This is a genomic window from Serratia sp. DFXYC6 (assembly GCF_057196085.1).
This window is the reverse complement of record NZ_JBXUNV010000001.1, coordinates 1050928-1063906: the sequence shown is the minus strand read 5'-3', so window position 1 is coordinate 1063906 and position 12979 is coordinate 1050928. Positions and strand designations below refer to the sequence as shown.

11 protein-coding genes are annotated in these 12979 nt (G+C 54.4%); all 11 read right to left on the bottom strand.

Translation table 11 applies throughout. The annotated features are described in order from the left end of the window. Positions 1-10: 10 nt before the first annotated feature. The 11 genes from AC2CGQ_RS05205 to AC2CGQ_RS05155 all read right to left on the bottom strand — a co-directional run bounded on the left by AC2CGQ_RS05205 (position 11) and on the right by AC2CGQ_RS05155 (position 12672). The gene (locus tag AC2CGQ_RS05205; RefSeq protein WP_015378195.1) at positions 11-754 is read right to left on the bottom strand and encodes a glycosyltransferase family 2 protein; all 744 of its coding nucleotides are present in this window, start codon (positions 752-754) and stop codon (positions 11-13) included. A 7-nt stretch (positions 755-761) separates the two neighbouring features. Beyond that, positions 762-1817: a glycosyltransferase family 4 protein gene (locus AC2CGQ_RS05200; protein ID WP_076740743.1), complete on the bottom strand. Its 1056-nt coding sequence runs from the start codon at positions 1815-1817 to the stop codon at positions 762-764. Between the two features lies 1 nt (position 1818). Then, positions 1819-2724 (bottom strand): glycosyltransferase family 2 protein, encoded by a 906-nt coding sequence (locus AC2CGQ_RS05195; RefSeq protein ID WP_484593507.1) that lies wholly within the window; start codon positions 2722-2724, stop codon positions 1819-1821. 3 nt (positions 2725-2727) lie between these two features. After that, positions 2728-3882: a hypothetical protein gene (locus AC2CGQ_RS05190; RefSeq protein WP_015378197.1), complete on the bottom strand. Its 1155-nt coding sequence runs from the start codon at positions 3880-3882 to the stop codon at positions 2728-2730. 6 nt (positions 3883-3888) lie between these two features. After that, positions 3889-4737, bottom strand: a complete 849-nt coding sequence (locus AC2CGQ_RS05185) for an ATP-grasp fold amidoligase family protein (RefSeq protein ID WP_015378198.1) — start codon at positions 4735-4737, stop codon at positions 3889-3891. Continuing rightward, on the bottom strand, positions 4718-6016 hold the full coding sequence (locus tag AC2CGQ_RS05180; protein WP_044031032.1) for a flippase: 1299 nt from the start codon (positions 6014-6016) through the stop codon (positions 4718-4720). The genes AC2CGQ_RS05185 and AC2CGQ_RS05180 overlap by 20 nt, the downstream gene beginning before the upstream one ends. Positions 6017-6020: 4 nt before the next feature. Then, positions 6021-8201, bottom strand: coding sequence for a polysaccharide biosynthesis tyrosine autokinase (locus AC2CGQ_RS05175; RefSeq protein WP_015378200.1), 2181 nt, complete (start codon positions 8199-8201; stop codon positions 6021-6023). A gap of 27 nt (positions 8202-8228) precedes the next feature. Next, a complete protein-coding gene (locus AC2CGQ_RS05170; protein ID WP_031299728.1) occupies positions 8229-9362 on the bottom strand; it encodes a polysaccharide export protein in 1134 nt (377 codons plus the stop codon). Between the two features lie 45 nt (positions 9363-9407). Beyond that, positions 9408-10457, bottom strand: a complete 1050-nt coding sequence (wecA, locus tag AC2CGQ_RS05165; protein ID WP_015378202.1) for a UDP-N-acetylglucosamine--undecaprenyl-phosphate N-acetylglucosaminephosphotransferase — start codon at positions 10455-10457, stop codon at positions 9408-9410. Positions 10458-10630: 173 nt separating this feature from the next. Continuing rightward, positions 10631-11593 carry an NAD-dependent epimerase/dehydratase family protein gene (locus AC2CGQ_RS05160; protein WP_031299729.1) on the bottom strand — a complete coding sequence of 321 codons (963 nt, stop codon included), beginning with the start codon at positions 11591-11593 and terminating at the stop codon, positions 10631-10633. 179 nt (positions 11594-11772) lie between these two features. Then, positions 11773-12672, bottom strand: a complete 900-nt coding sequence (locus AC2CGQ_RS05155) for a winged helix-turn-helix domain-containing protein (RefSeq protein WP_041922254.1) — start codon at positions 12670-12672, stop codon at positions 11773-11775. Positions 12673-12979 lie beyond the last annotated feature (307 nt).

Genomic DNA, 12979 nt, shown 5'->3' with positions numbered 1-12979 from the left:
CCCCTCATGGTCATTTCCTTTTCACCACGGCATTGAACAGATAGGTGGCGAACAAATAGCAGGATTTCTGGTACGACAGCCCCAAATGCTGACGGTAAATCCGCCATTGCCAGTCCGCAGCGCGGATTTTGTTGCCCGACAGCGAATGAGTAGACAATCGGTAACAGGCCAGCGGTTCGGGAATGCAGTAGGCCAGGCCGTTACGCGCCTTCTGCAGCACCGCCAGCCACATCAAATAGTCCTCATGCCCCACTTTTTGCTGATACACCTTACCGATGCGCTTCTGGTTATAGATGCCGGTGAGATTGCCGATCCAGTTGCTTTTCAACATGTCCTGATAGCCGATAAGCTCATCCGCACCACGGGTGTTTTTGATCAACTTCAGATCGTCTTCGAAGGTGTAATAATGGGAACACACCACGTCATAGCGGCGGGTTTGCAAAATGCTCGCCTGGCGCGACAGCTTGTTGGGGAGCCATACGTCATCACTGTCGCAGAAAGCGATATAATCCCCGCTCGCCGCCTCAATGCCGATGTTGCGCGTTTCCGCCACGCCCTGGTTATGCTCATTGCGTATATAGGTGAGGCGATCGTGGATAAACGGCCGCACCACCTCGGCGGTGTTGTCGGTGGACGCATCATCGATCACATACAGGTGATAGTCGGTAAATTGCTGGTTCAGCACACCAAGAATCGATTCTTTGATTGAGTTTGCCGCGTTGTAGGCGGGCATTATCACGGATATCTTTTCCATTCGGTCCTCACTCAATGAGCTGTTGCCACTGGGGATAAATACGTTCGGGAGAAAAACGGCGAGACTTATCAAGCGCAGCGACAGAAAAGCGCTCGCGCAGAGCCGGATCGCGCATCAGTTCGAGCACGCCTTCGCTGAAGGCGGCGGCATCGTCATCGGGCACCAGATAGCCGTTGACGCCGTTGTCTATCAGCTCGGCCGGGCCGGTCTTGCAGTCGTAGGCCACCAGCGGCAGGCCGAAACTCATGGCTTCGATCAGCACCATCGGCAACCCCTCATAGCGCGACGTCATCACGTACAAACTGGCCTGGCGATAATAGGCCGCCACGTCGGCGGTGGCCGGCAGCAGGCTCACCTGCTGCTCCAGCCCGGCGCCTTCAATCTGCCGCCGCAGTGCGTCGCGCTCAAGGCCGTCGCCAATAATCAACAGCCGCCAATCCGGCATCTGCGCCGCCACCCCTCGCCACAGCGCGATCAGACGATCGAAGCCTTTCTGATTGCTCAACCGCCCCACCGCCAGCGCCACCTTTTCCTGCAGCGCCGGCGTCGGCGCCTGTGCGCCGAACGGCGAAACGTTCTCGATCACCCGGCATTTCCCGGCGCCCACCCAGCGAGCGATGGCGTCGCTATCTTGCCGCGTCAGGAAAATCACGCGATCGCTCAAGCGGTAAACCAACAACTTCAACCATTTAAATACGCGCGGATACTGGTGAAAGCTGACGTGTTCGCTCAATAACAGCCGGCTGCGGGCACAGAACAAACGTAGAAAAGGCGTCATCACCACCGACAGTTTTCCCATGGAAACGGTAATGATCACATCCGCGCGTTCACGCCGCAGAGCCAACGCCAGCCGCCATGGCCAGAACAGCGAATCGCCGCCGCCACAGCGTAACCGGACGTTGCTCGCCAGCGGAAAGAAGCTCCGTTCGCCACACAGCGAAAACACCGCCACCTCGTAATTCGGCAGACGCGCCAGCGCATTGGCCAAACCGCTGGCGACCCGTTCAGTGCCGCCCTTGCCCGCCATATTTTCGATGACGATGATTACCTTGCGTGCTTGCATATCATCTCCTGAATCCCTGGCGCACATTGCGCAACAGCCGGCCGCCAACCGAGAACAACCCCAGCCGCGTCAGACAATCGCCATACCATTTGATCATCTTGAACTTGCCGCTCAGGCTGTGCCGCACGATGCGCGACGAATAATAGTTGAACGCCTGGGCGTTTTCCGAATACAGCGAGGCCAGCAGGTGCTTGCAGGCGAATCCGCTGATATGGCGATCGCTGGGGCTGAGGAAGGTATTGATGAAGCGGTCGCTGGCCTCCAGATTAAGCTTCGCCGTCATGCGTCCGTAGCGCCCCACGTCGAGAAACACCCCGCCGCCGGCGTCATGCGCCACTTGCGCGCCCAAATTGGTGGCGTTGACCAGAAAGCCCCAATCCTGATGTTTGTTGAGAAACTCGGGAAATAAAAAGCGGCGATCGCTTTTTTTACGCATGCTGATGGTGGATGACCGAATATCACCCATTTCCAGAAAAAGAAAATCCTCACCGGAAGAACCGGATTTGTAGTGGAAATTGAAGTCGCGTACCGAATCACCACTCACCTCTGCATAATTACCGAAGATAATATCAATATGGCGATCTTCATGCTTCTTCATGCGGCGAATAATATAGTTGGTAGTGAAGTAATCATCCGAATCGAGAAAAAACACGATCTCCGATTGCGCTAAATTGGCGCCCAGGTTGCGCGATACCGCCGCATTGCTCTTTTGTTTTTTCTCATGCAGCATCACGTTGCCATTAGTCGCCGCTATCTGGCGAATATATTTGATATCATCCTCGTCAGAGCAATCATCAACCAAAATCACCTGATAGTCGAACCCTTGGCAAGCGTTGAAAATCCGCTTCAGAGTTTTAGGCAGGTAACGCGCACTATTATAAATAGGGATCACGATCGAGAAATCCATTTCTTAACCCTCCAACTTAGAATTTATCATTTCTTTTCCACGGCAAAGCAGCAATAACGACACGTTAAATACCGGGACCAAAAAATAGGTTTCCGTAAAAGTTGTTAGCAGGAAAACCACCACCACCCAGCGCATGAATCGACTCAGCCTGCGCATATTCCCCAACAGGTGAAAATAACAAAAAAGCATGACAACAGAGGCTATCCCACCAGCCGAATAAAACATGGCGATGAAGAAAAAATCGACCGGCTTATAGGGTTCGATATTCATGCCGAACAGCGGATTGGGTAGCCCCACCGCCTGAAACATCTGCCAGGAGAACCAGATGCGCCCGGTCAACGCCTGGTTCAACAGCGCGTCCAATGCCGGATTGTTCCCCCAGCGTATAACGCTGGCGAACTGAAAGCCTATGATAGCCAACGTCAGCGCAATGCAGACTTTTCTATTGGGGGTAAAACGCAGCAGCGGCGCCAGCCAAAACAGCAACAACATCAACAGCGCCAACATAAAACAGGTGCGGGAATAGGAATACATCAGCACCGGGATAATTAACGCCGACACCCCCAGTGAGGCGATATTTTTCATTCCACGCGTTAATTTTGCATGGTCGATCAGGCACAGCAGCATGGCGAACAAGGCAAAAGAATAATACGCCAAGGTGTTCGGGTTATCGAAACCCAGCGTTAATCTGTTGCCATAGCGCTCATCAAGATAAACAAATCCCTCGGTGTAAAAGGTATAGGGGATAACCATCAACAGCCCGGCAACCACAAAAGCGATAGCGAACATTTCAGCGCCGCGCACCATCTCGATGCGGCGGAATAAAATTATCACCGCCGAGCTGAATACCGCGCCAAAAAGGTAATCACCATGTCCGGTGGCGATATTAACCAGAAACAGCAGAACCAAAAAACCCGCAACCGCTTTTTCCGCCATCGTAGCGATGAAAAATGCATAGCCGACATAGAGCAACATTAGGGCATTAAGCCCCGTCACGGTTTTATTAATCAGCTCGCTGTTGAACGATCCCGAGGTCAGGAAAGTTTTCACGAAAAAGATCAACAGGAAGGTCAATATGATTGATTGATTGACCAAATCCCGCGACTGATTATAACCGACATTGGCATGCATGTGAAAATTGGAGGCGACTCTCTGCATAAGCGTTTACTCAGTAAAATAACTGCCCCATTCCTGCTCGATGTTTTCCGGCTTAAGCTTGCTTAACCCCGCACCAGGCGTAAACGTCAATTCACCGAAATAGACCTTCTCACCGACCTGGTAGAAATCCACGCGGACATAAGAGAACTGCTGCGCAACCTGGCGAGCCAAGCGCGTCATTTCTTCCAGCCGCGTAGGCCGCGGCATCGGTTCGTCGGCATTCGGCAAGCTGATGCGGATTTCGGTGCGGTTCCAGTCGATATCAAAAATGTCGCGCCGATGGGTGCCGAAACGCTGGTAATCCACCTGGATGAACATGCGAATTTCATGGTTGTCGTTGAAACAATGAAACTTGATATCGTTCGGCACCTGCTCACCATCCAGCAACATGCGTTCCACCATGATGCAGGGTTCGATGTCCAGATAATGCTTTTCGCGACTCTGCTCGTAAAAGTTGCTGCGCATCCACGAACTGCTGAGATCGTACAATTCCGCGTAGCTAACCTGTTGCTTGTCGAACACCAACCGGTTATAGCCGCTGCCATGGTTGGCCTTCAGCACGAAGGCGTCGGGCAACTGCCTGAACGTGTCGTAGCTGAGTTCCGTGCCATGCGCATACAGCTCCACCAGATACTCTTCGCCCCACAGGCCGGCAATAAATTCACGGACCTTGTATTTGTCCGACAAGGTGGTGTAGATGCTGCGCGGATAAATTTTGCGGCGCATGATCTTTTCGCTGAAGCCGGTCGGTTTTGACAGGTGCGGCAGTTTTTTGAAATAGAGCGCGTATTTAACCTGATGGTGCCAGGCATCGGGCAGGCGCTTGGAAATGCTTTTAACCAGGGTGTTTAACATGCTCTCTCCTTAATTTGCTGACAAGACGCGGCAGGCAGTAAAAACAGGTCAGCTGCAGTCGGGTAATTTTCCCGCCACGGAATAAACTGTTCAGAACGAAGAATGAAATGAATTCCGCCAGTAGCGTAGACACCGCAGCGCCGGTCAGGCCGTACCGCGGGATCAGCAGCAGATTCATCGCCACGTTCATCAGAGCCACCAACGGCATCTTGATGGCGATAAAGCGATAACCGGCGAACAGCACGATGCTGCGGTACGAAACCGTCCCCATCACTGAGAACAGCGAGGTCAGCGTACAAATAGCCAGGATGTCGGCGGCCGGTTGAAAAGCGGCGCCATACAGCAGCGCAATAGCCGGGTGGGCGAACCACCACAGCCCCAGCAGCACCGGCAACGACAGGCCCAATACCACCAGATACAGCACCCGGATGCGGTACTCCTGCTCCAACGGATCGCGACAGTTGGCAATACCCGGCATCAACGAGGTGATCAGTGCCATCGGCACAAAAACCCACCCCTGACTGAGGGTGGTAGCGGCGCTGAACCAGCCCACCGCCTGCTCGCCGACCAGATTGCCCAGCATGATTTGATCGATGCGGGTATAAATCACTATCGCCAGACTGGAGATGGCCAACGGCAGGCCCACTTTCAGCAAATAACGGCCATAGCGCCTGGCCTGGCGCGGCGTAACCCGCGGCGTGGCCGCAGCTTCCCCACGGAATAGCCAGAGGCGCGCCAGATAAGGTACGGCGCTGCTGAGGATGTAGGGTACCGCGAACCACACCAGCGGCAGCGCAACGCTCACCAGCGCCAGCCGCAGCCCGATCGACAGCAGCAGCGCCAGGTTGTTGATCAGCGTATTGCGTTTCGACTGCAGGCGGGCATCGTAATAAATTTTGTACACGTCCTGAATCGAGAAATAGGCGCTGATAAGCAGCAACAGCGTCATCAGTTGACTGGCTGGCGGCTGGCTGAAATAGCTCCATATCAGCATCGGCAGCGCCACCACCAGGAACAGCCGGCGGCGCAAACGCATCGAAGCCAACATCAGGCGAATGCCGCTCGGCTGGCGGCGGGCGACGCGGTTGAAAATGATGCTGTCGGCGCCCAGCTGCACCAGCGGCACCACGATGGCGATCGTCGCCAATAGATAGTTGAGAGCGCCAAACTGGGCGGGCCCCAGATAGCGCGCAACGTAAATGGAGACGAAGATGCCGGACAGGCTGAGCGAAACGCGTTCCAGCATCAGCCACAGGGCGTTGGTGATAATGGCCTTCACCCGCTTATTCCTCTGCCTGCCGGTGATCTTCCCGATGGCTTGGATAGGCGAAGTTGTAATAGCTCATGTCGGTCGCCGCCCTCTTCACGATGCCGTTGAGGATTACGCCTCTGATCGCCACGCCATTTTGTTCGAAACGGCGCATGCTGGTTTCGATCTGCTTGACGGTGTTCACCTCAAAACGCACCACCAACAGTGACGTACCGGCGTGATTGCCGACGATGGCCGCGTCCGTCACCGCCAGAATCGGTGGCGTATCAATCAGCACCAGATCGTAGTTTTGCCCGGCCCAGCGCAGGAAATCGGCGAAACGGCGATGCATCAGCAGCTCGGACGGGTTCGGCGGCACCTGGCCACGCGGTACGAAATCCAGATTGGCAATGGCGGTTTTCCGCACCGCCTGTTCCGTCGTCACTTTGCCCACCAGCATGTCGGACAGCCCTTGATGAGCGTCGTCCGATAGCCAACGATGCAAAAATCCTTTACGCATATCCGCGTCGATCAACAGCACCCGCTGCCCGGCCTGCGCCACCACCACCGCCAGGTTGGTGCTGGTAAAACTCTTGCCGCTTTCCGGGCTGGCACCGGAGACCATCAAAATGTTGTTTTTGGCCTCCAGCATAGCGAAATGCAGGCTGGTGCGCAGGCTGCGAATGGCCTCCACCGACAGATCCGCCGGCTCGGCCACCGCCAGGATCGGCAGGCGACGACCGCCGGATTTGGGCAACAGCAGGCGTTGTTCGCGATTGCGTTTCGCCTGCCATGGCGACAGCGGCACGGTGGCGTAGACGTTGATGCCTCGCTTCTCCAGCGTATCGATATCATTGATGCCGCGATGGAAGGCCGTACGCAGCAGCACCACGGCCGCGGTGCCTGCAGCGCCCAATATCAACGCCAACAACACGATGAGCATCTTTTGCGGCTGAATCGGTCGGATAGCGGTTTCCGCCTCGTCAACGATGCGAATATTACCCACCGTGCCGGCCTTGCTGATGCTCAGCTCCTGCTGTTTGTTCATCAGTTGCATGTAAACCTGCTGATCCACCTGCACGTCGCGGGTGAGGCGCAGGATCTCCTGCTGCATTTTCGGCAGCGTCTGTACCTGTTTGCCGAGCCGCGCCTTTTCCGCCTCCAGCGTGGCGCGCTTTTCCATCAGCGCCCGGTAAGCCGGGTGCACGCGGGTATAAAGCTTGGAAATCTCCGCCTCTTTGAAGGTCAGCTCGTTGAGCTGGGCTTCGAGCTGTACCTGCGTGTCCAGCACCGACTTGGCTTCCAGCGACAGATCCACCGAGTCGTTTTGCTGGCGGAACTGGTTGAGCTGGGTTTCGGCGTTGTTGAGCGAGGTTTGCGTTTGCGGCAACTGCTCCTGCAGGAAGGCCAGCATCCGCTGCGCCTCTTCCGTTTTGCGATCCACGTTCTGCTGCAGGTAGTTATCGGTGATGTTCTTCAGCACCGCCTCGGCACGCTGCGGATCTTCGCTCGGCAGCGTAAACGTCATGATGCCGCTGTCTTTGCCGCTCGGCACTACGCCCAGGTATTTACGCAGATCGTCCACCGCTTCTTGACGCGCGACTTTAACCACGGTGAAACTGGTGCCCGGCGCCGCGTCCAGCGCCGAAACGGTCATGCCCCACTCGCCCTGCGCCACCGGTTGCCCAACCACGCCGCTGAACAATTTGGCGCCGTCATGGCTCAGCTCGTAATGTTGCCCATCGCGCACCGTCAGCGTCAGCGCTTCGCCCTGCATGTCCGCCGGCGTTGTCAGCGTGGCGATGTCCAATACCGGCGCCTTTTCACCGCTCAGTCGGGCAAAGCCTTTACCGAATACCGGGAAATAGTCCGGTTCGACGCGCACCGTCAGGCCGAGGGCATCCACCGTTTTGCCGAGCACGTAGCGCGACTTGACCAGCGTCACCTCATCCTGCGTCGCCGCATTTTGCCCCAGCGAACTGTCCAGCGTTTCACGCAGCAGCGAATCGCCGGACAGCTGATTCTCCACCTGCACCACCGCCGTGGCCTGGTACACCGGGGTAGCCAACAGAGCGTAGGCGACGCCCAGCGCACCGACCACGCCGGTCACGACGGCGATCCGCCAGCGGTTATCCCACAGCGGCCCTACCAGACGCTCCCACTCCAGCTTTTCATCTTGTTCGGCCACCATCACGGACAGCGCATTATTTTTCATCTTCTGTTCCTTATTCACCCTGCTGAGTTACCAGTTGCGCACGCGCAAGGTAGCCTCGCTGAGATCGTTAAAACTGCTGATGGTCGGCACCAGCTGGCTGATCAAACGGTTCCAGCGCGCGACCGGCGCCGCGGTGACGTACACGACGTCGTAAGGGTGCAGCTGAAATTCAGCGCCCATCGCCAGCGCGCTGGCGTCGGAGAGATCGAACTGATACAGCGTCGCCAGCCGCTGCGGGGGATTGCCGCCGCTCGGCCGGATCACGAACACCCCGGTCGCATCCGCCACCGTCTGGCTGATCCCTTCGGAAGATCCGAGGGCTTCGGTCAGGGTCATGCCGCTGCGATCCATCTTCAGCGTCGCTTGCTTGCCCACCTCGCCCATCACGAACACTTTCAAGTTGTCATTGCGCGGAATGTAGAGGATGTCGCCCGGCTGCAGCAGCTCGTTCTGGCTGATGTCGCCACGCTGCATCAGCGCCTGCAGCGAGATGGCCCGCTCTTTGCCCTGATGGGTCAGCACCACGTTGCGCCAGTCGGCATTGTCCGTCAGGCCGCCGGCGGCGTTGATCGCATCCAGAATGGTCAGCGGCACGTTGGTGATCGCCTGCTGACCGGAGGTTTTCACCTCACCGGTCACATAAGCCTTCTGCGAACGGAACGCGGCGATGCTGACATCCACCTGCGGGCTTTCCACATACTGCGCCAGACGGCCGGCGATCAGGCTGCGCACTTCGGTGACGGTTTTACCCACTACCGCCACGCGCCCGATATAGGGGTAAAAGATCGTGCCATCCGCATGCACCCAGTTACCGGTGTCGCTGGCGCTGCGATATTGCCCGGCCGGCGTGGTCAACTCGGGGTGATCCCAGACGGTGACGTTCAACACGTCGCCGACGCCGATACGGTATTGGTAGCTCTGCAACCGCTGATCCAGTGCCGGATTCGGCTGGGCGACCGGTTCAACGCGCCGCATTTTCTGCAGCAGCATCGGTGACATGCGATAAACCTGTACCTGGCTATTCAAATCGAAATCGTCGTCTTGTTGCACGACGATGGCTTTTCCGCTGGTCGATAAATGTGAGCCGGGAACCACCGTACAACCGCTCAACAACGCGGAGGTGAAGGCCAACGGCATCAAAAGAGGCAAATGAAAATTCATGGAAGTACCGTGATAAACGGGCTGCTGCCGCAGCCCGTGAGAGGATTAACGCCCGACGGTTGGATTATCGCTGAGCATCGTCGCCTGACGCGGTTCGCGCAACATGGCGAAATAACCGCAAAAACAGAACAGAAACGCCACCAGCATCAGGCTTTCCTGCAGTTGCAACACTTCACTGCAAATGCCGATGCAGGCCAGCGTCACCGCCAGCATGGTGCTCATCGCCAGTGCCTGACGCGCATTGAGCCCGCGACGCATCAGAATATGGTGCAAATGATCGCGGCCCGCTTTGAAGGGGCTTTGGCGGCGCAACAGGCGGCGCACCATCACGGTCACCATGTCCATCAGCGGAATGGCGATCAGCCACAGCGCGGTGACCGGGCGCATTACCGCCTGCTGCCCCTGCGTCGCCAGCAACACCAGCCACAGCACGCTGAAGCCGATCACCATGCTGCCGGCGTCCCCCATAAAGATTTTGTTACGCGCGCCGAACAGGCTCAGGTTGAACAGCAGATAAGCCGCCAGCGCGACGATCATGCCCAGGCACCACAGCGCCAGATCTTCCCGGCCACCCAGTCCGAACACGATGGCCAGCGCAACAAAGGTCACGCAGGACAAGGCGCCCAGTTGCCCGTCGATGCCATCCACCATGTTGTAGGCGTTGATCGCCCCCCATACCGCCAGCGGCGTGAGCAGCAACGCGCCATAACCGAGCATCACTTCCTGATGGCCCCAGGCATGGCCCAATGAGGAAAGCTGCATCCCTGCCGCCAGCATCATCGCCAGCGCGATCCCTCCCTGCACCATGACGCGCGGCGCCACGGGCAGATCAAAGCGGTCATCCAGTACGCCCAACACCACCAGCGCCGTGATGCACAGCAGGTAGACGGTGTTGTCGGGCAGCCAGACGGGTTGCCACAGCGTCATCAGCATCAGTGTCAGGTAAACGGCGATGCCGCCGACCAACGGAATATGTCCCAGATGTTGCTTGCGCGCATTGGGCTTATCCACTAATCCCACCGTCAAGGCGACCCGGCGGGCAATAAGGATCCACGCGACCGCCAGCACAAATATCACGCTCAGTTGATATAACATCGTTCCTCCAGCGAATAAGCACGCTACCGCCCTTGAGTTACAGCTCCCAATGCGCTATTAACAAAAACAAAATTGATCCTGCCAGGATATAAGTCAGCATGAATTTATCCTGAAAAATACAGATTTATCCGCTTGTCGGCGGAATAATCAAATAACGTCAGCGTGCGATTAAGTTATCTATCAGAAAACTCATGTTTAATGGTTCTTTCGATTGCCGAATCAAGTTCAACAGGCGCCACGAAATTATTTTGCACATTACTTTTAAACTGCGTTCTGGCGCAGAATTTCTGTACTCTGACACGACTGATTGGGAATTTCTTTCGACTTATTTTACTCACAACATCCAATGCGGTTGCGCCGCATATGCCTACGGCATAAGGAATGCGAATCGTCTTATTTTCTCTCCCCAATGAAGAGGAAATTACGTCAACCAATTGATTCATCGTAAAGTCCGGTTTATCGACGTAGTTGCTGACCTGATAACTTGACTGTTGATCCAGTGCATATTCCAGCCGCGCGGCAATATTTTCAACGTAGGCCATCGACTTCATATTATTGCCGCTGCCAATCATCACGAAACGTCCGCTGGCGATCTGACGGAACAGGTTATACACATTGCCACGGTTGCCTTCGCCGAATACCACCGTTGGGCGGATGATAGTCAACCGATTTTCCTCATCGGCCTTGCGCCAGGCTTCATAAACGTATTCCGCCTCGAGCTTGGATTTGCCGTAATGGTTGAAAGGCTCGAAACGTCCTTCTTCGCCGGTCTCCTGTTTGACGAAGCCGTAAACAGCGACCGAGGAGGTGAAAATGATTTGACGGATATTCAGGGCGGAGGCGGTCATGCAGACATGGCGCGCGCCTTCGACATTGACCTGATAATAGAGCGAAATAGGATCGACATTGTCCTGATGCTCCGCCGCCAGATTAATGATGGCGTCGCAGCCCGCCAGCGGTTCTTGCAAGGTCTGGGGTTGCGTCACATCGCCATACTGATAAAGGGATGGAAAATGTGCACTGGGTTGCTTATCGACGATGACCAATGTCAGATCATCGCGCTTACTGAGACGCTTAGCCAGGCGTGTTCCGATAAAACCGGAACCCCCGATAATAGCTACTTTACGCTTATCCATAATTTGTCACTCAGCAGGTTATCATTATTCCCGTCACCCGATTGGGACAGGACGCTAATACGCGTTAGGTAATGATTTCCAGACTGGACAAATCGAACCTGGCTTTCAAATAACAAATAATGAAATAAAAGATTTTATCAAATGTAAAATTATCGCTAAAGATAAAACCTCATTTAGCGTTAATTTTTAACATCGTAAGCAACTTGATATTGCAAGGTTTTATTCGGCAATATAAGATTAATCCGACCTTTGCCCGGCGTCGAAGAGGTCTCATATTTTACCGGCAGTTTCAGATGACCTTGCTTAGGATCGACACATTCGATGGTGGCTTGATCCATGTTCTCTCCCTGATACAGACAGACCAGCGTTTGCGGGCTGTTGGTATGGGGGTTATTCAGCGTCAGCGTCAACACCACGCGCGTGTTGTTCTGAATATCATTGATCACCGGGGGGCGGGTTTGGTTGCCGAGCACATATGAAAAATGTGAAATAACCAGCAAAGAGGCGAGTAGCGTCAGGTATTTCACTACACTGCTGGCGGGCATGCTGAAAAAGCGACGCGCCGCCGCCGACTTTTTTTCACGCGCCGGTTCTTTGGATGACTCCACCGTTGCCACAGGCGCAGCAACCAGCGTCGATTTATGCGGCTTATCTATTTTTTCATCGTTTGTTTCAGACGACTCACTTTCACTTTCAGAAAGTTCCGCTTGAATATCAACGCCAATATCTTCACCGCCATTTAATATATCATCATCAGCGTAGTCTTCATCCTCGGATATAAAGTGAAAAGCCGCTTGATTTTCCACCTTGTAACCCAAACGAGGAATGGTTCTGATAAGCGTGTGTTCCGTGTCGCTAATTTTTTGGCGAATAGATTTAATTGTTTGATTTATCGTTGAATCTGAACAATAGGTTCCTTTCCAGATATTTTCTATAATTTCCGTTCGGGTAACCAGTTCTGGCGATCTGGCGACAAGCAGCGAAAGAATTTGATACTCCTTCCAACGCAGACGAAGTTTCTCCCCGGCAGGAGTCAAAACATCGAGATTCCTAATCTTTATTCTTTTATCAAGATTCACTTTTAATTTCCTTAGCGTGCCTGTCCTGCACACTTTGTATAGAAATATCAAAAAATGTTCAAGAAATTAAATGTAAACTCAACAGGTTGCATTCATCGGATATTGGCCTTTATAAAAATTTTCTGATTTCATTTTTTACATTAGGCCATATTAAGGATGTTCCGTTTATCCAAATGACTCTTTTTCCCTGTTGGCAACATGGATTTCTTTCATGGTTACCGTAAAATTCAAATGAACACCCCATTGATTTAAAAAGAAAAAACTAACCATACTGTTCGATTGTTAACCAAATGAAATTGTGAAATTT

Coding starts and splice junctions, on each gene's coding strand:
- AC2CGQ_RS05205 (WP_015378195.1), bottom strand. CDS start 754: ATGGAAAAGATATCCGTGATAATGCCCGCCTACAACGCGGCAAACTCA.
- AC2CGQ_RS05200 (WP_076740743.1), bottom strand. CDS start 1,817: ATGCAAGCACGCAAGGTAATCATCGTCATCGAAAATATGGCGGGCAAG.
- AC2CGQ_RS05195 (WP_484593507.1), bottom strand. CDS start 2,724: ATGGATTTCTCGATCGTGATCCCTATTTATAATAGTGCGCGTTACCTG.
- AC2CGQ_RS05190 (WP_015378197.1), bottom strand. CDS start 3,882: ATGCAGAGAGTCGCCTCCAATTTTCACATGCATGCCAATGTCGGTTAT.
- AC2CGQ_RS05185 (WP_015378198.1), bottom strand. CDS start 4,737: ATGTTAAACACCCTGGTTAAAAGCATTTCCAAGCGCCTGCCCGATGCC.
- AC2CGQ_RS05175 (WP_015378200.1), bottom strand. CDS start 8,201: ATGAAAAATAATGCGCTGTCCGTGATGGTGGCCGAACAAGATGAAAAG.
- AC2CGQ_RS05170 (WP_031299728.1), bottom strand. CDS start 9,362: ATGAATTTTCATTTGCCTCTTTTGATGCCGTTGGCCTTCACCTCCGCG.
- wecA (WP_015378202.1), bottom strand. CDS start 10,457: ATGTTATATCAACTGAGCGTGATATTTGTGCTGGCGGTCGCGTGGATC.
- AC2CGQ_RS05160 (WP_031299729.1), bottom strand. CDS start 11,593: ATGGATAAGCGTAAAGTAGCTATTATCGGGGGTTCCGGTTTTATCGGA.